At 75.4% G+C, this 17836-nt stretch carries 15 protein-coding genes; 4 read left to right on the top strand and 11 right to left on the bottom strand.

The annotated features are described in order from the left end of the window. Positions 1-43 precede the first annotated feature (43 nt). Entirely contained in the window at positions 44-2221 is a 2178-nt protein-coding gene (locus tag ACIF8T_RS21090) for a discoidin domain-containing protein (RefSeq protein ID WP_400037181.1), read from the top strand. Here ACIF8T_RS21090 and ACIF8T_RS21085 read toward each other — a convergent pair. The 7 genes from ACIF8T_RS21085 to ACIF8T_RS21055 form a co-directional block, all read right to left on the bottom strand. Then, complete coding sequence (locus tag ACIF8T_RS21085; RefSeq protein WP_400037179.1) at positions 2193-3014, bottom strand: ABC transporter ATP-binding protein; 822 nt, start codon at positions 3012-3014, stop codon at positions 2193-2195. The two genes, ACIF8T_RS21090 and ACIF8T_RS21085, sit on opposite strands and share 29 nt — an antisense overlap. Positions 3015-3034: 20 nt before the next feature. Continuing rightward, positions 3035-3814 carry an ABC transporter permease gene (locus ACIF8T_RS21080; protein WP_400037177.1) on the bottom strand — a complete coding sequence of 260 codons (780 nt, stop codon included), beginning with the start codon at positions 3812-3814 and terminating at the stop codon, positions 3035-3037. Then, positions 3811-4584: an ABC transporter permease gene (locus ACIF8T_RS21075; protein WP_400037175.1), complete on the bottom strand. Its 774-nt coding sequence runs from the start codon at positions 4582-4584 to the stop codon at positions 3811-3813. The genes ACIF8T_RS21080 and ACIF8T_RS21075 overlap by 4 nt, the downstream gene beginning before the upstream one ends. Further along, complete coding sequence (locus ACIF8T_RS21070) at positions 4581-5558, bottom strand: ABC transporter substrate-binding protein (protein ID WP_400037173.1); 978 nt, start codon at positions 5556-5558, stop codon at positions 4581-4583. Before ACIF8T_RS21070 ends, ACIF8T_RS21075 begins: the two co-directional genes overlap by 4 nt. A 155-nt stretch (positions 5559-5713) precedes the next feature. Further along, positions 5714-6649, bottom strand: a complete 936-nt coding sequence (locus ACIF8T_RS21065; RefSeq protein ID WP_400037171.1) for a PDR/VanB family oxidoreductase — start codon at positions 6647-6649, stop codon at positions 5714-5716. Continuing rightward, the gene (locus ACIF8T_RS21060) at positions 6646-6828 is read right to left on the bottom strand and encodes a hypothetical protein (protein WP_400037169.1); all 183 of its coding nucleotides are present in this window, start codon (positions 6826-6828) and stop codon (positions 6646-6648) included. Before ACIF8T_RS21060 ends, ACIF8T_RS21065 begins: the two co-directional genes overlap by 4 nt. Next, positions 6825-7895 carry a Rieske 2Fe-2S domain-containing protein gene (locus ACIF8T_RS21055; protein WP_400037167.1) on the bottom strand — a complete coding sequence of 357 codons (1071 nt, stop codon included), beginning with the start codon at positions 7893-7895 and terminating at the stop codon, positions 6825-6827. The genes ACIF8T_RS21060 and ACIF8T_RS21055 overlap by 4 nt, the downstream gene beginning before the upstream one ends. A 297-nt stretch (positions 7896-8192) precedes the next feature. On the opposite strand from ACIF8T_RS21055, the gene ACIF8T_RS21050 reads away from it, so the two are divergent. Further along, a complete protein-coding gene (locus tag ACIF8T_RS21050; protein WP_400037165.1) occupies positions 8193-10253 on the top strand; it encodes a phosphocholine-specific phospholipase C in 2061 nt (686 codons plus the stop codon). Here the strand turns inward: ACIF8T_RS21050 and ACIF8T_RS21045 are convergent. After that, complete coding sequence (locus ACIF8T_RS21045; protein WP_400037163.1) at positions 10234-11163, bottom strand: hypothetical protein; 930 nt, start codon at positions 11161-11163, stop codon at positions 10234-10236. The two genes, ACIF8T_RS21050 and ACIF8T_RS21045, sit on opposite strands and share 20 nt — an antisense overlap. Further along, positions 11160-11957: a phosphatase PAP2 family protein gene (locus ACIF8T_RS21040; protein ID WP_400037161.1), complete on the bottom strand. Its 798-nt coding sequence runs from the start codon at positions 11955-11957 to the stop codon at positions 11160-11162. Before ACIF8T_RS21040 ends, ACIF8T_RS21045 begins: the two co-directional genes overlap by 4 nt. Before the next feature lie 212 nt (positions 11958-12169). Here ACIF8T_RS21040 and ACIF8T_RS21035 point away from each other — a divergent pair, with 212 nt between their 5' ends. Further along, the gene (locus tag ACIF8T_RS21035; RefSeq protein ID WP_400037159.1) at positions 12170-12784 is read left to right on the top strand and encodes a TetR/AcrR family transcriptional regulator; all 615 of its coding nucleotides are present in this window, start codon (positions 12170-12172) and stop codon (positions 12782-12784) included. Between the two features lie 146 nt (positions 12785-12930). Here ACIF8T_RS21035 and ACIF8T_RS21030 read toward each other — a convergent pair whose 3' ends face one another. Then, positions 12931-14004, bottom strand: coding sequence for a DUF2510 domain-containing protein (locus tag ACIF8T_RS21030; protein WP_400037157.1), 1074 nt, complete (start codon positions 14002-14004; stop codon positions 12931-12933). A 283-nt stretch (positions 14005-14287) separates the two neighbouring features. Here ACIF8T_RS21030 and ACIF8T_RS21025 point away from each other — a divergent pair, with 283 nt between their 5' ends. Next, the gene (locus ACIF8T_RS21025; RefSeq protein WP_400037155.1) at positions 14288-16966 is read left to right on the top strand and encodes an ATP-binding protein; all 2679 of its coding nucleotides are present in this window, start codon (positions 14288-14290) and stop codon (positions 16964-16966) included. A 38-nt stretch (positions 16967-17004) separates the two neighbouring features. Here the strand turns inward: ACIF8T_RS21025 and ACIF8T_RS21020 are convergent, their stop codons facing one another. Next, positions 17005-17811 carry a 3-oxoacyl-ACP reductase gene (locus tag ACIF8T_RS21020; protein WP_400037153.1) on the bottom strand — a complete coding sequence of 269 codons (807 nt, stop codon included), beginning with the start codon at positions 17809-17811 and terminating at the stop codon, positions 17005-17007. Between the last annotated feature and the right edge of the window lie 25 nt (positions 17812-17836).

Raw genomic sequence — 17836 nt, 5'->3', positions numbered from 1 at the left:
GCATCCGCTGTCCCCGTACCCCCCACCACGAAGGGATCGGCACATGCACACGCACGTCTCCGGATCCATCAGGCGCATGTCGTCGGCGGCCACGGCCGCCGCCCTGGCCGCCGGCGCGCTCGTCGCGCTCTCCCCGGCCCCCGCGCACGCCGCCGCGGGCGCCACCCTGCCCTTCACCTCGGTCGAGGCCGAGTCCGCGACCACCACCGGCACCAGGATCGGCCCCGACCACACCCAGGGCACCCTCGCCTCCGAGGCGTCCGGACGCCGGGCCGTGCGGCTGGCCGCCGGGCAGCGCGTCGAGTTCACGGCGCCGCGCGCGGCCAACGCCGTGACCGTCGCCGTCAGCGTCCCCGACGGCCAGTCCGGCTCGCTCGCCGTGTACGTCAACGGCCTGCGCCTGGCGGAGAGCCTGCCGGTGACCTCCAGGTACTCGTACATCGACACGCCCTGGATCGCGGGCTCGAAGACCCACCACTTCTACGACAACGCCCGCCTGCTGCTCGGCCGGGACGTCCGGGCCGGCGACACGGTGGCCTTCGAGGCGACGGGCGTCCAGGCCACGGTGGACGTCGCCGACTTCGAGCAGGTCGCCGCGGCGGCCGGACAGCCCGCGGGATCGGTCTCGGTCACCTCGCGGGGCGCGGACCCGACCGGCCGGGGCGACTCCACCCAGGCGTTCCGCGACGCCATCGCCGCCGCGCAGGGCGGCACGGTGTGGATCCCGCCGGGCGAGTACCGGCTCACCTCCTCCCTCGGCGGCGTCCAGAACGTCACCCTGCGGGGCGCCGGCCCCTGGCACTCGGTGGTGCGCACCTCCCGCTTCATCGACCAGCCGAGCTCCGCCGGGAACGTCCACATCCGGGACTTCGCCGTCATCGGGGAGGTCACCGAGCGCGTCGACTCCAGCCCCGACAACTTCGTCAACGGCTCGCTCGGGCCGGACTCCACCGTCTCCGGGATGTGGCTCCAGCACCTCAAGGTCGGCCTGTGGCTGACCGGCACCAACGACGACCTCGTCGTCGAGAACAACCGCTTCCTCGACATGACCGCCGACGGCCTCAACCTCAACGGCACCGCCCGCGGGGTGAAGGTCCGCAACAACTTCCTGCGCAACCAGGGCGACGACGCCCTCGCGATGTGGTCGCTGTACGCGCCGGACACCGCCAGCAGCTTCGAGAACAACACCATCACCCAGCCCAACCTCGCCAACGGCATCGCGATCTACGGCGGCACCGACATCACGGTCCGCGACAACCTGATCTCCGACACCAACGCGCTCGGCAGCGGCATCGCGATCTCCAACCAGAAGTTCCTCGACCCGTTCCACCCGCTGGCCGGCACCATCACGGTCGACGGCAACACGCTGGTGCGCACCGGGGCGATGAACCCCAACTGGAACCACCCCATGGGCGCGCTGCGCGTCGACTCCTACGACAGCGCGATCGAGGCGCAGGTGCGCATCACCGGCACCACGATCACCGACAGCCCGTACAGCGCCTTCGAGTTCGTCTCGGGCAGCGGACGCGGGTACGCCGCGAAGAACATCACCGTCGACGGCGCGACCGTCCGCAACACCGGCACGGTCGTCGTGCAGGCCGAGACGCAGGGCGCGGCCACCTTCCGCGACGTCACCGCCACCGGGGTCGGCGCGGCCGGGGTCTACAACTGCCCCTACCCGTCCGGCTCCGGCGCCTTCACGCTCACCGACGGCGGCGGCAACTCCGGCTGGAGCAGCACCTGGTCCGACTGCTCGGCCTGGCCGCAGCCCGGCCAGGGCAACCCGGACCCCGAGCCCACCCGCAACCTCGCCCAGGGCCGCCCGGTCACCGCGACCGGCTCCCAGGACGTCCACACGCCCGGCCGCGCGGTCGACGGCGACGCCCACAGCTACTGGGAGTCCGCGAACCACGCCTTCCCGCAGTCCCTCACCGTCGACCTCGGCTCCGCGCGGGCCGTGCGGCGGCTCGTGCTGAAGCTGCCACCGCAGGCCGTCTGGCAGGCCCGCACCCAGACGCTGTCCGTGCAGGGCAGCACCGACGGCTCGGCGTACACCACGGTGGTCGCCCCGAAGGAGTACCGCTTCGACCCGGCGACCGGCAACACGGTCACCGTGCCCCTGCCCGCCGGCACCGGCCTGCGCCACCTGCGGCTGCACGTCACCGCCAACACCGGCTGGCCCGCCGCCCAGTTCAGCGAAGTGGAGGCGTATCTTTCCTGACCGCGTCGGCCGGGCCCGGCCCGGCCGCCCCGCGCTTCGCCGCCTGGATCTGCTCGTACACACGGGTCCGCAGCTCGGCGAAGCGCGGGGCCGCCCGCGTGCGCGCCTGGTCCCGCTCGGCGGGCAGGTCGACCGCCAGCTGCTCGCGCACGACCGTGGGGGAGGCGGACAGCACGATCACCCGCTCGCCGAGGTACACGGCCTCGTCGATGTCGTGGGTGACGAACAGGACCGTCATCCCGCGCTCCCGCCACAGCCGCCGTACGAGGTCCTCCAGGTCGGCCCGGGTCTGCGCGTCCACCGCCGCGAACGGCTCGTCCATCAGCAGCACCGCGGGTTCGTACGCCAGCGCCCGGGCGATGGCGACCCGCTGCTGCATCCCGCCGGACAGCTGCCACGGATACGCCCCGGCGGCGTCCGCCAGCCCCACCGACTCCAGGGCGTCGCGGACCAGTGCGCGGCGGCGCGCCCGGCTCAGGTCCTTCTGCTTCAGCGGCAGTTCCACGTTCTGGCCGACCCGCAGCCACGGGAAGAGGCTGCGCCCGTACTCCTGGAAGACGAACGCCATCCCGGGCGGCGGCCCCGCCACCGGCCGGCCCGCGAGCAGGACCTCGCCCGCGGTGGGGGCGAGCAGCCCGCCGACGCACTTCAGCAGGGTCGTCTTGCCGCAGCCCGACGGGCCCACCAGGCAGACCAGTTCCCCCGCCGCCACGCCGAACGTCAGGTCGCGCACCGCCTCGACGCGGCGCCCGGACTGCTCGTAGACCTTCCTCAGGCCGCGTACGTCGAGCATCGGCCGCCCTTTCGCGAGCGTCACCGCGACCGCCGGTCGGCGGCGCGCAGACCGTGGTACCAGCCGAGCACCCGCCGCTCGGCCAGCCGGAACACCACCGACAGGACGAAGCCGAGCAGGCCGAGGACGAGGATCCCGGTCCACATGCCGGGCAGGGCGAAGGAACGCTGGAACTGCACCACGGTGAAGCCCAGGCCGTTGCTCGCCGCGAACATCTCGCTGATGACCATCAGGATCACGCCGACCGACAGCGCCTGCCGCAGCCCGGCGACGATCTGCGGGCTCGCCGCGCGCAGCACCACGTCCTTCAGGCGCACGGCGCCCGTGATGCCGTACGAGCGGGCCGTCTGCGCCATCACCGGGTCGAGCGCGCGCACGCCCTCCACCGTGTTGAGCAGCACCGGCCACACGCAGCCGGACGCGATGACCAGGATCTTCATGGTGTCGCCGATCCCCGCGAACAGCATGAGCACCGGGACCAGCACCGGCGGCGGCACCGCCCGCAGGAACTCCAGCACCGGCTCGCACACCGCGCGCACCCGCCGGTGGGAGCCGATCAGCGTGCCGAGCGCGATCCCGGCGACGGCCGCCAGGGCGTAACCCGCCGTGAGCCGCAGCACGCTCGGCAGCACGTCCGCGCGCAGCCGCTCGGCGGTCCACACGTCCGGGAAGGCCGCCAGGATCGTGCGCAGGGGCGGCCAGTACACGTTCGTGCTGCCCTCGGACGCCACCCACCACAGCGCCACCAGCACCGCCGGCAGCGCGGACGCGAGGCACAGCCGCAGCAGCACGACCCTCACACCGGCACCTCCGCGCGCACCGACGGGTGCCAGGCCAGCACCCGCCGCTCCACCGCCCGGGCACCCGTGTTGATCAGCAGCCCGAGCAGACCGGTCACCACGATCAGCGCGTACATCTCCGGCACCGCCTGCGAGGTCTGCGCGACCGCGATCCGCGCCCCGAGCCCGGGCGCGCCGATGACGAGTTCGGCGGTCACGGCGAGGATCAGCGCGACGGCCGCCGCCAGCCGCACCCCGGTCATCACGTACGGCAGCGCGGTCGGCCACAGCACGTGCCGGACGCGTGCCCAGGCGCCGAGGCCGTAGGAGCGGGCGGTCTCCTCCGCGACCGGGTCGACGTCCCGCACACCGTGCAGGACCTGGACCAGCACCTGCCAGAACGCGGCGTACCCGACGAGCAGCAGCACCGAGCCCAGCCGCGTGCCGTACAGCAGCACGGCGAGCGGGATCAGCGCGACGGACGGGATGGGCCGCAGGAACTCGATCGTCGAGGCGGTCGCCTGCCGCAGGTACGGCACGACGGAGAGCACCACGCCCGCGACGACGCCCGCGCCCACCGCGATCGCCAGGCCCAGCGCCCAGCCGGTGAGGGTGTCGCCGAGCGCCGTCCAGAAGGCGGCGTCGGACGCCTCGCCGGCGAGCGCGCCCGCGACGCGGCCGGTGGGCGGGAAGTGGTCGTCCTCGACCAGGCCGAGCCGCGGCACCGCCTCGCCCAGGGCGAGGAAGGCCGCGAGTCCCGCCGCGCCGAGGGCGGCGTTCCCGCCCCTCACGGCAGCAGTTCGTCCAGGTCCGGCGCCTCGTCGAACAGGCCGTCCGCGCGGCCGAGTTCCGCGAGCCGTTCCAGGGAGGCGCGGTCCGGCTCGGCGGGCCACCGGGGCAGCGTCATGTCCTTCAGCAGCCCGGCGGGGATCCTGGTGTAGGTGGAGAGGATCTGCCGGGCCTCCTCCGGGTGGCTCTGGGCGTATGCGAGCGACTCGACGGTCGCCTCCCGGAACCTGCGCACCACGTCGGGGTTCTTCTGGGTGTACTGCCGGGAGGTGAAGTACATCGCGACGGTCAGGTCCGGTGAGACGTCGTAGAAGTTCGACGCGATCTCGGTGCCGCCGGCGGCCTTGACAGTGGTGAGCGCCGGCTCCACGGCGCAGGCCGCGTCGACCCGTCCGCCGTCCAGGGCGGCCGGCATCTGGTCGAAGGGCATCTCGACGAACTCGACCTCCGAGGGGTCGCCGCCGTCCTTGCGGACCGACTCCTTGACGGAGGTGTCGCAGATGTTGTTGAGGGTGTTGACCGCGACCTTGCGGCCCTCCAGCCGCTTCGGGGACTTCAGGGGCGAGTCCTTCCCCACCACGACGGCGGCGAAGTCGGCGCCGTCCTCGCCGGTGGAGGCGACCCCGTTGGCGACGGCCTTGACCGGCACGTCCTTGGACTGGGCGATCAGCAGGGAGGTGGTGTTGCTGAACCCGAAGTGGAACTGCCCCGAGACCACCCCGGGCACGATCGCCGCCCCGCCCTGGGCGGGCGACAGCTCCAGCTCGATGCCGCGCTCGCCGTAGAAGCCCTTCTCCCGGCCGAGGTAGAGCGGGGCGACGTCCACGATCGGGATGATCCCGACCTTGACCGTGGTGGTGCCGCCGGACGGGGAACCGCCGTCCGAGGAGTCCTCTCCGCCGGACGACGAGCCGCAGGCCGCCGTGGCGGCCAGGACGGACAGGGCCGTGAGGCCGGTGAGCAGACGACGACGCATGACTCGACTCCCCCTGGGGGACCGTTGCGGAGTGCTCCGACAGGCTGTGCGCAGACAGGACGAACGTGCTCAGCGTGAACGTAGGCCCCCGTCCGATCCGGGGTCAATCCCCGTACGGGGAGCGGTAGTTGAATCGCGATCCCACGGGTGGAGGATCACAGGTCCAGCACGAGCCGCCGTCCCCGGCACCGGGACACGCAGATCATCATCGTCTCCCCCGAGTCCCGTTCCTCCCGGGTGAGCACCGAGTCGCGGTGGTCCGGCTCGCCCGCGACGACGTCCGTCTCGCAGGTGCCGCAGGTGCCTTCCGCGCAGGAGTACAGCACCTCGACGCCGGCGGCGCGCACCGTGTCGAGGACGGACCGGTCCGGCGGGACGGTGAGGACCGTGCCGCTGCGCGCGAGCTCCACCTCGAACGCGCCGTCCCCGCCCGCCCGCCGCTCCTTCGGCCGGAACCGCTCCGTGCGCAGCAGCCCCGGCGGGCACCGCTCCTCGACGGCGTCGAGCAGCGGCCCGGGACCGCAGCAGTACACGAGCGTGCCGTCCGCGACGCCGTCCAGCACGGGGGCCAGGTCCAGCGGCCCGGTCTCGTCCCGGGGCGCGAGCACCACCCGGTCCCCGTAGCGCGCCAGTTCCGCGGTGAACGCCATGGACCGGCGGGTCCGTCCGCCGTACAGCAGCGTCCACGCGGCGCCCGCCGCCTCGGCCGCCGCCAGCATCGGCAGGAGCGGGGTGATGCCGATGCCGCCCGCGACGAACCGGTAGCGGGGCGCGGGCTCCAGCCGGAAGTGGTTGCGCGGCCCGCGCACCCGGACCGTGTCGCCCGCGCCGAGCCGGTCGTGCACGTGGGCGGAGCCGCCGCGTCCGTCCGGCTCGCGCAGCACCGCGATCCGCCACCGGGAGCGGTCCGCGGGGTCGCCGCACAGCGAGTACTGCCGTTCCAGGCCGGGGCCGAGGACGAGGTCGACGTGGGCGCCGGGCTCCCAGGCCGGCAGCTCCTCGCCCGCCGGGCGGCGCAGGTGCAGGGCGACCACGCCGTCGGCCACCGGCTCCCGCCCGGCGACGACGGCGTCGAACTCCCGGGCGCTCACGAACCGTTCCCCCGCGGCTCGTGCCCCCGCGGGTGGGCGAGCATCCACTCCCACAGGGCGACCGGGTCCTGCGCGGTGTGCTCGCGGCCGCAGTGGCAGGTGCCGTGCAGGACGTCGGTGCCGGGCAGCCAGTCGATCCGGTAGACCTCGCGCGGGCCGTCGGGGCGACGGGACGTCACCGGACCCCCTCCACGGGCTCGGCGCCCTCCTCGGCCAGCCGGGCGAGGATGCGGCGGGCGGCCAGGCCGCCGGTGTCGATGTTGATGCTCAGCTCCTGGTAGCCGTGGCGCTCGGTGCCGAGCGTGCGCTGGAGCAGGTTCAGCGCGGTCACGTCCTGCAGGACGACGGTGTGGTTGTTGCCGCGCAGGAACTCGGTGACCTCGGCGTCGTCCGTGGCCCAGTCCCGCGAGACCGCCCAGAAGTCGTACACCCTGCCGTCGGCGGACGGGGTGATGCAGTAGGTGATCTCGGTGTGGAAGCCGTGCGGGTCGCTGCCGTCCGGCCCGGGCAGCACGCCGACCGGGGCGATGCGGCTGTGCAGCAGGTACAGGCAGGGCGCGTGGTACTCGATGTCCTGCCAGCGGGTGATCCGGCCCCGCAGGCCGGTGGACCGGGCGTAGAACGGCGGGCACTCGGCGTCGTCCATGTGCCGGCTCACCCGGACGATGCCGGCGCCCTCGTCGACCTCGGTGCTGATCGGCGTCTCGGCGACCTCGGGGGTGCCGATGGAGCCGCCGTGCAGATAGGTCTCGTGGGACAGGTCGAGCAGGTTGTCGACCAGGAGGCCGTAGTCGCAGTCGACGGGCTCCATGCCGCGGACGGTGACCCAGCCGGGGGAGTCGAGGTGCCGGGCCCGGGGGACGGCGCCGGGGTCGGCGAGCGCCGGGTCGCCGATCCACACCCACACCAGCGAGTCCTGCTCGACGACCGGGTAGGAGGCGACGCGCGCGGTGCGCGGGACGCGTTTCTGCCCCGGCACGGACACGCAGGCGCCGGTGGTGTCGTAGGTGAAGCCGTGGTAGCCGCAGACGATCCGGTCCCCGTCGAGACGGCTCGGTGCCTCGGACAGCGGGTAGCGCCGGTGCACGCACCGGTCGTGCAGCGCGACCGGCGTCCCGTCCCCCTCGGTCCGGTACAGCACGAGCGGCTCCCCGAGCACCGTCCGGCCGAGCGGTTCGCGCCCGACCTCGTGGCCGTGGGCGGCGACGTACCACTGGTTCCTGGCGAAGGCGGTGGCGTGCGGCATGGGGGCGGCTCCCGTCTGTCGACTGTGGCGTCATCGTCCGCGAGCCCGTCACCGGGCCGCAACGGGGCTTCCGCGTCACGGAAGACGTCCTGCGGCGGGGCCGGTCCGGCGGCGCGGCTCCCGCTGCCGGACCGCCCGCCGCACCCGCCGCCGGGCTCGCGCATCGTGCGTACCGCCTACCTTCACGCCCCCGCCATCCCGCCCTTCCCGGACGTTCGGTGGCCCTGGAACACTCGCTGCGCGCACGGGCCGTCACCCGCCGGCCGGTTCCCGACCAGGACGAGAGGTCCCTCACCCATGCCCGAAGTCAACCGGCGCCGGTTCCTCCAAGCAGCGGGCGTCACCACGGCGTTCGGCGCCCTGTCGGCCAGCATCGAGCGGGCCGCCGCGCTCCCGGCCAACCACCGCACGGGATCGATCGAGGACGTCGAGCACATCGTCGTCCTGATGCAGGAGAACCGTTCCTTCGACCACTACTTCGGCACCCTGTCCGGAGTGCGAGGTTTCGGCGACCCGCGGCCGGTGACGCTCGGCACCGGCAAGCCGGTGTGGCACCAGGAGCAGGACGGCCGGGAGGTCCTGCCCTTCCGCCCGGACGCCGACGACCTCGGCATGCAGTTCCTGGAGGGCCTGCCGCACGGCTGGACCGACGGGCAGGACGCCTACCACGGCGGCCGTTACGACCGGTGGCTGCCCGCCAAGGGCACCACCACCATGGCGTACCTCACCCGCGAGGACATCCCCTTCCACTACGCCCTCGCCGACGCCTTCACCGTCTGCGACGCCTACCACTGCTCGTTCATCGGCTCCACCGACCCCAACCGCTACTACATGTGGTCCGGGTACACCGGCAACGACGGCACGGGCGGCGGCCCGGTCCTCGGCAACGACGAACTCGGCTACGGCTGGACGACCTACCCCGAGCGCCTGGAGCGGGCCGGGATCTCCTGGAAGATCTACCAGGACATCGGCGACGGCCTCGACGCGGCCGGCTCCTGGGGCTGGATCGAGGACGCCTACCGGGGCAACTACGGCGACAACTCGCTGCTCTACTTCGATCGGTACCGCACCGCCCGGCCCGGCGACCCCTGGTACGACAAGGCCCGCACCGGCACCGACGTGAAGAACGGCGACGGGTACTTCGACCGGCTGCGCGCCGACGTCAAGGCCGGCACCCTGCCGCAGATCTCCTGGATCGCCGCCCCCGAGGCGTTCTCCGAGCACTCCAACTGGCCGTCCAACTACGGCGCCTGGTACATCGCGCAGGTCCTGGACGCGCTCACCTCGAACCCGGCCGTGTGGGCGAAGACGGCCCTGTTCATCACCTACGACGAGAACGACGGCTTCTTCGACCACGTGGTGCCGCCGCTGCCGCCGGCGTCCCCCGAGCGGGGCAGGTCCACCGTCGACGTCTCCTCCGACCTCTACCCGGGCGACGCCAAGCGCCCGGCCGGTCCCTACGGCCTCGGCCCGCGCGTGCCGATGCTGGTCGTCTCGCCGTGGAGCAAGGGCGGTTACGTCTGCTCCGAGACCTTCGACCACACCTCGATCCTGCGGTTCATGGAGCGCCGCTTCGGCGTGCGCGAGACGAACATCTCGCCGTGGCGCCGGACGGTCTGCGGGGACCTGACCTCCGCGTTCGACTTCTCCCGCAAGGACGCCCGCCCCGCCGGCCTGCCGGACACCGGCGGGTACGCGCCGCAGGACCGCGAGCGCCACCCCGACTACCGCCCGACGCCGCCGGCGGACCCGCGCATGCCCCGGCAGGAGCGCGGCCGGCGCCGCACCCGGCCGCTGCGGTACGCGCCGCACGTGGACGCCGCCGTGGACGCGGCGGCCGGGACCCTCACCCTGACCTTCGCCTCCGGGCCCCGCGCCGGCGGCGCCTTCCACGTCACCTCCGGCAACCGCGCCGACGGTCCCTGGACGTACACCACCGAGGCCGGCAAGACCGTCGCCGACACCTGGGACGCGGCCCGCCCGGAGGGCTCCTACGACCTGACCGTGCACGGCCCGAACGGCTTCGTGCGCGTCTTCCGGGGCACGAACGGCACCGCCGGCCCGGAGGTCACGGCCCGGCACAGCGGCGACGACCTCGTGCTGACCTTCACCCACCGGGGCCCCGGCACGGTCCGGCTGAGGCTGGCCGACGGCTACGGCCGTCCGGCCTCGACCGTCACCGTGCGGCCCGGCACCACCGTGCGGCGCACGGTCGGCCTCGCGGCGAGCCACCGCTGGTACGACCTGACCGTCACCTGTCCGTCCGACCCGTCCTTCCTGCGGCGGTTCGCGGGGCACGTCGAGAACGGGCGGCCCGGGGTGAGCGACCCGGCGATCGTCACCGGCCGGCGGCCGTGAGGCGCTCCGGCCCGGACGGCCGGGGCCGCGGGGCCGGTCCGGTCACCGGTCCCGCGCCCGGGGACGGCACGGCGGCCGCCGGACGGCCGCTGGGCGGGGCCGCCCGGCTCAGCCGCACCACGCCCCGGGACGCGAGCGCCGCCCCGGCCAGGGCGAGCACGATCCCCGCGGGGCCGCCCCGCAGGTGCTCGCCGAGCAGCGAGAGGCCGATGACCGCGGCGGCCACCGGGTTGGCCAGGGTGACCACGGCCAGCGGGGCGCCGAGGCCGCCCCGGTAGGCGGTCTGCGACAGCAGCAGTCCGCCGGCGGCGAAGGCCGCGACGAGCAGCGCCACTGCGGCCACCTGCACGCCGGGCAGCGGGCCGGACCGGTCCGTCACGGCCACCGTCACGGTCTGGGTGAGCGCCGAGGCCACCCCCGACGCCGTCCCGGAGGCGGTGGCGTGGCGCAGCCCGGGCCGGGCGCCGGGCCGCGCCAGCACGCCGATGAGCGCCGCCGCGGCGCCCGAGACCGCCAGCGCCTCCGGCAGGCTCAGCACGCCGTCCGGCGCGGGCCCGGTCGCCGCGACCAGCAGCGCGGCCAGCCCCAGCAGGGTCAGGGCGGTGCCCCGCCACTCCACCCGGCTCACCCGCCGCCCCGCGATCCGCGCCCCCAGCGGCACCGCGGCGACCAGGGTGAGCGCGCCGAGCGGCTGCACCACGGTCAGCGGCCCGTACCTCAGGGCCACCACGTGCAGCAGCGCCGCCGCGGCGTTCAGCGCCACCGACCCCCACCACGCGCCGCTGGCCAGCAGCCGCGGCGCGCCCGCGGTGGAGCCGCGGGCGGCCAGCCGCTCCTGGGCGACGGCCGCGGCCGCGTAGGCGACGGCCGAGACGAGGGAGAGGGCGACGGCGACCGGCACGGGGCTCATCGGCCCGCTCCCGCCGGCGCCGGCTCCTCGGCCGCCGGGAGAGGGCCCCGCGCCCGACGGGCCGGGACCGCCGTCCGGCGCGGCGGGCGGACCACCGCGAGGGCGAGGCCCAGCAGGGCCGTCGCCACGAGCGCGTCGAGCCAGTAGTGGTTGGCCGTGCCCACGATCACCAGCAGGGTCAGCAGCGGGTGCAGCAGCCACAGCGGACGCCACCGGGAGCGGGTGGCGACGAGGAGACCGACCGCCACCGCCAGAGCCCAGCCGAAGTGCAGCGACGGCATCGCCGCGAACTGGTTCGCCAGCCGGTCCGCCTGCGGCGGGCCGTACACCGACGGCCCGTACAGCCGCGCGGTGTCCACCAGTCCGGTCGCCGCCAGCATGCGCGGCGGGGCGAGCGGGAACGCCAGGTGCAGCGCCAGCGCGGCGGCGGTCAGCGCGGCGAGCACCCGCCGGGCCCACCGGTAGTGCGCCGGGCGCCGGAGGTACAGCCAGACCAGGAAGGCGGCGGTGGCCGGGAAGTGGACGGTGGCGTAGTAGGTGTTCGCCAGGTGGATCAGCGTGCCGTCGCGCAGCAGCAGGGACTGCGCCGCGCCCTCGCCGGGCAGCCCGGCCGCCCGCTCCAGGTCCCACACGCGGTGCGCGTTGCGGAAGGCCTCGCCGGTGTGGCCGGCCGCCAGCCGCCGGCCGGCCTTGTAGAGGAGGAAGAGCGTCGCGACGAGCAGGAGCTCGCGCAGGAGCGGCGGCCGCGCTGTCGCGCCGGGCGCCGCCGGTCCAGGCTCGGTGCGGGCGTTCATCCCCCGGCCCCTTCACTGACGGTGCTGCTCGCCGTGCCCCGGCAGGTGCCGGCGATCTTGATCGGTACGGTCGCGTATCGAAACGCTGCTGTACCGATACGTCAGTGTACCGATACGCCGAAGTATCGGTACACTGGCGTATCGATGGACGGGGCCACACTGGAGGCGGGCCCCGGGGACACCCCGCAGGACACGAGCGAGGAGCACAGCCGATGACGTCGCAGGCCGCGGACGGACCGGAGACGGTCGCCGCCTCGCGCCGCTCCAAGCTCACGCGCGAGCGCGAGCAGGAGTTCTTCGACGCCGTCCTGGACCAGATCCGCGAGTGCGGCTACGACGCCGTCACCATGGAGGGCATCGCCGCCAGCACGCGGTGCAGCAAGTCCACGCTGTACCGGCAGTGGAAGACCAAGCCGCAGTTCGTCGCGGCGGCCCTGCGCAGCCACCGCCGGGTGCACTTCGCGGGGGTCGACACCGGGTCGCTCGCCGAGGACCTGCGGCAGGCCGCCCGGGTCGCGGGGGAGTGGTCGGCGAAGGACGCCGGGCTGCTCCAGGCGCTCGGCCACGCCGTCATGCAGGACCGGGAGCTCGCGCAGGCGCTGCGCGAGGCGCTGATCGACCCGGAGATCGCCGCGCTCAGGGAGATCCTGGACCGCGGGGTCGCCCGCGGCGAGGTGCCCGCCGGCCATCCGGCGCTGGAGTTCGTCCCCGTGCAGGTCTTCGGCGTCCTGCGGGTCCGCCCCGTCCTGGAGGGCGAGTGCGCCGACCCGGACTACCTGGTCCGCTTCGTGGAGGCCGCCGTGCTGCCGGCGCTCGGCCTCACCTGAGACCCAGGCCGCCGTCCGCGGGATGACCGGGCGGCGACCTGTCCGCGCCGCACCGTGGGGACGGGGGCGGCGCGCACCCCCCGGCCGGGTGGGGTTCCCCTCGAGCGGAGGGGCGCCCCACCCGGCCGTCGCGTGCCCGGGGGCGGTCAGACGTCCTGGCCGGTGCCGCCGCCCTCCGACGCCTCGATGCCCTCGGTGATCTCGTCGAGGACGGCCTGCCGCTGGTCGGTGTCGACGCCCACCCGGACGACGACCATCCGCCGCGGGTCGGCGGGGGAGGGGAAGGCGAGCGACTGGACGTAGCCGTCGGCGCCCTTGCCGGTGACCGCCTTCCAGCGGACCAGGTAGCCCTTCTGCCCGGCCACCGTCACCGCCTTGGAGGCCAGCACGTCGTGCGAGGTGATCGAGCCGTAGCTCTTGCCGCCGTAGGACTCCTCCGCGTTGGCGGAGATGTCCGCCTTCGCGACCTCCTCGGCGGTGTCGCCCTTGGTGCCGAGCGCCAGCGCGGGCGCCGAGTACGCCCCGCCCTTGGTGCAGGTGGCGGAGGTGTCGCCGGGGCACGGGTAGGAGCTCTCGGACGACACCTGCGCGCCGACGGACAGCTCCTGGCCGTACCAGCCGTCCGGGATGGGCAGGCTGATCCCGCTGACCCCGTCGGTCACCGAGCCGCTCTCGATCCGCGGCGCCCCGGAGCCCTCCGGCGACGGACTCGGCCCCTCGGAGCCGCCCGGGCCCCCGGAGCCCCCGGACCCGCCCGGCCCGCCGAACGGTCCGCCCTGCCCGCCGTCCTGCCCCTGCGAGGCGGCGGAACCCCCGCCGCCCCCGTCGCCGTCGGTGAGCGCGTACACGCCGACACCGATGCTCGCGAGGACCACGGCGGCCACCGCCACGGCTATGCCCGTGCGCACCCCGCGCCGCGGCCCGGGCGGCGCGGCGCCGGGGTACGCCGGGTAGGCCGGATGGCCCTGATAGGCCGGATAGGCCGGATGGCCGGGGTGCTGCGGCGGGCCGGCCGGGCCCGGGTGCACCGGCCCGGGGCCGTGCTGCGCCGCCCCGTCCTCGGCGGCCGGCTGCTGCGCCGGGGGACCCCACGCGGCGGCCGACCCCGCGGGACGGGTCCGGTCCGTCCACGCCCTGCCGTCCCACCAGCGCTCGGTGGCGGGACCGTCACTTGTCTGCCCGGGGTCGGGGTACCACCCGGGAGGAGTCTCCTGCGTCATGCCCCCACCGTATGAGGCCTCGGTGAAAGAGGGATGAGAGGCACCCCCTCGTCCCCGGCCGCGATCCCGGCATCGCGTTCGGAACCGGACAACAGACGCCATCCGGACGGATGTTGGCCACGGTTGACGGACAAGACGGCTGGTGGCGGGCCCGGCGCGTCGTCCCCCGGCACCCGGTGTCACCCGTCACGGCAACAGCTGCCCCGAGCTGCCTCCGCCACGGCTTCCGGAGGACTACGCTCGAGGTCTGTACGTCGTTCGGGCGACTTGGGGAGGTAGCGGGATGACGGAGGTACGGCCCACGGCCGGCGCCTCGGCTTCCCTGTGGGAGCGCGACGAGGAAGTCGCCGCCGTCCGGCAGGCGGTCGACACCCTGTGCGCGGACCGCCAGTCGTCCGGCAGCTTACTGGTGTTCAGCGGCGACGCCGGACTCGGCAAGACGGCCCTGCTGGCGGAGACGCGCCGCATCGCCGAGGCCCGCGGCTGCACCGTGTGGTCGGCGCGCGGCGGCGAGACCCTGCGCTCGGTCCCCTTCAACGTCGTCCGGCAGCTGCTCCAGCCCGCGCTGGTCGCCACGCTCCCCGAGGAGATGCGCGAGTACCTCGGCGACTGGTACGACATCGCCGGTCCCGCCCTCGGCATAGCGGACCCCGGCGACCGGCCCGCCGACCCGACGTACGTCTGCGACGGACTCGTCGCCGCCGTCCGCCGCTTCGCCCGGCGCGAGTGGCCGCTGGTGCTGCTCCTCGACGACGCCCACTGGGCCGACCAGGAGAGCCTGCGCTGGCTCGCCGCCTTCGCCGAGCGCCTCGACGACCTGTCCGTCCTGGTCGTGGTGGCCCGCCGGCCCGGCGACGTCGGCGGCGCCGAGCACCTGGACGCGGTCGCCGCCGCGTCCGGCCGCCCCGTGGCCACCCTGAGCGCGCTCACCCCGGACGCGACCGCCGGCCTGACCCGCGCCACCCTCGGCGAGCACGCCGACGCCGCGTTCTGCCGCGAGGTGTGGGCCGTCACCGCCGGCAACCCGTACGAGACCGTCGAACTCCTCGCCAAGGTGCAGGACAGCGAACTGGAACCGGTCGAGGCGCGGGCGGGCGAACTGCGCGAGCTCAACCGCTCCGCCCGCGGCGGCGGCCTCGTCGCCCGCCTGGAGCAGCTCGGCATCGACGCCACCCGGTTCGCCTGGGCCGCCGCCATCCTCGGCACGGGCATCTCCGTCGACCTGGTCGCCGAACTCGCCACGCTCCCGCGCGCCGACGCCGCGCGGTGCGCCGAACTCCTGCGCGACGCCCGCATCCTGACCGCCCCCGACCCCGCGGCCGGCCGGCCCGGCGACGACGAGCTGGAGTTCGTCCACCCGCTGATCGCCACCGCCGTCTACAACTCCATCCCCGACGCCCTGCGCACCGCCATGCACGGCATCGCCGCCCGGGTCGTCACCGACTCCGGCCGGGGCGCCGCGGCCGCCGCCCGGCACCTGCTGGAGGTCCACCCCGACGCCGACGAGGAACTCGTCGACCAGCTGCGCGAGGCGGCCCGCGAACACCTCGCCGTCGGCGCCCCGGACGCCGCCCGCCGCTGCCTGGAACGCGCCCTGGAGGAACCGCCCACCCCCGAGGTCCACGCCCACGTCCTGTACGAACTGGGCTGCGCCACCCTGCTGACCGCGCCCGCCCGCACCATCGGCCACCTGCGCACCGCGCTCGGCATGCCCGGCCTGGACGCCGGCCGGCGCGTCGACGCCGTCGTCCGCCTCTCCCAGGCGCTGCTGCACAACGACCAGATGGAGGAGGCCGTCCGCACCGTCGAGGCGGAGGCCGCCCGCCTGGAGCCGGGCCCCGCCCGGATGCGGCTGCAGGCCGTGCAGTTCATGTGGGAGGGCATCCACGCCGGCGAGACCACCTCGCCCGGCCGCTCCGAGCGGCTCGCCGGCCTCGCCCGCACCTGCACCGGCCGCGACAACGCCGAGCGCGCGCTGCTCATCCTGCGCGGCTTCGACGCCCTCATGCACGGCGAGAACGCCGAGGAGATCGTCGAGCTGTGCGACCGGGCCCTGGTCAACGGCCGCCTGGCGCCCGGCCTCGGCTGGACCGACACCGAGTGGGGCATCGAACTGCTGCTGATGCTCGCCAACACGTACGGCTTCACCGACCGGCTCGACCGGGCCGAGTCCCTCTACAACGAGGCGCTGCGCGCCTACGAGACGGCCGGCTGGAGCGGCGGCCACCTCGCCCTGGCGCACGCCTACGTCGGACTCGGCCACCGCAGGCGGGGCCGTCTGAAGGAGGCGGAGGCCTCCCTGCGCGAGTCCCTGCGGCTCGCCGAGCGGGTCGGCCGCGGCCTGCCGCTGTACTGGACCGCGACCTGCAACCTCGTCGACACCCTGCTCGCCCGCGGCCACGTCGACGAGGCCTGGGACGTCGCCGGACGCCACGGCTTCGCGCCGCCCTACCCCTCCACCATCGTGCTGCCGGACCCGCGTTCGGTGCGCGGCCGGCTGCTGCTGGCGGTGGGCCGCACCAAGGACGGGATCAACGAGCTGGAGGCCGCCGAGAAGGCCGCCGCCGCACGCGGCCACCACAACCCCGTGCTGGTGCCCTGGGCGGCCGACCTGGCCCGCGCCCTCGCCACCGAGGACCCGGCCCGGGCCGCCCGGCTCGCCCTCGACGTCCGCCGGCAGGCGGAGCGCTTCGGCACCGACACCGCCATCGGCGAGGCCCTGCGCTGCGCCGCCGCGCTGGAGACCGGCCAGCGCGCGGTCCGGCTCGCCGAGCAGGCGGTCACCTACCTGGAGTCCTCGCCCTGCCAGTACGAACACGCCGCCGCCCGCGTCGAGTACGGCATCGCCGCGCGCTCGGTGGCCGAGCTCGACCGGGGCCTGGCGCTGGCGCGGTCCTGCGGGGCGGACGGGCTGGTGGCCTTGGCGAGCGCGGAGCTGGCGGCGGCCGTCGGACCGCGGTAGGCCGTGTGCGTGGGCGCGCTGTCACGGGTCCGCACCGTCTACATGCCGAGCAGCCGACCGGCCACCGCCGGCCGTCCGCGCACCTCGGGGCCCCGGGCCGCCGCGTGCGCCCGCGCCGGACGGGTGCCGTCGAAGCGGCCGCCGGTGCCGGCGTCCCCCGTCGCCGGGGCCAGGACGCCGCGCGCGCCGTCGGCGACCGTGCGCCTCGGACCCACACCCGCCTCCCGCACCACCGCCGTGTCCCTGGAGGCCGCCGGGTGCGGCACGTCCACCGCGACGCCGGTGCCCGCCGGCTCCCCGGCGAGCGCGGCCGGCGCGCACGTGCCGCGGCAGTACGCCGGCACACCGCCGTGGCCGCGGGCGAGTTCGGGGCCGGCGAAGTCCACGGGCTCCTGGCCGGCCGGGCCGGCGTCGACGATCCGCGCGGACGCGTTCGCGCGCGGCACCAGCGGCACCGGCGGCAGCGCGCGGGCCAGCACCGCCGTCGCCAGGTGGCTGACCACCGGCCGCGGTTCGTGCCCGTCGGCGCCGGGCTCCCGGCCGGCGCCGGGCGCGCCGAAGCCGACGCCCGCGTTGCCGATCAGCACGTCGAGGCCGGGGCACGCCTCGGTGACCTGCGCCGCCGGTTCGCGGACCTGCGCTGCCGGCTCGCGGACCCGCGCCGGGCAGGCCGGGCCGGCGACGAACCCCTCGGTGTCGCCCCCTTCGCGCAGTTCCTCGACGAGGCGTCCGGTGCGGCCGGCGCCGCGGCCGTGGGCGAGGGCCGGGTGCCCGCCGCGGACCGGCTCGAAGGCGACGTACCGGCCGGGGCCCGGGGCGGCGCCGGTGACCAGGAGGGTCGGCATGCCTCCACGGTAGGCCGCCGGCCGG

Origin of the sequence: Streptomyces sp. NPDC085946, from assembly GCF_044540485.1 — a bacterium.
In the GTDB taxonomy this organism is placed as follows: domain Bacteria; phylum Actinomycetota; class Actinomycetes; order Streptomycetales; family Streptomycetaceae; genus Streptomyces.
This window is presented reverse-complemented; position numbering and strand designations above follow the sequence as displayed.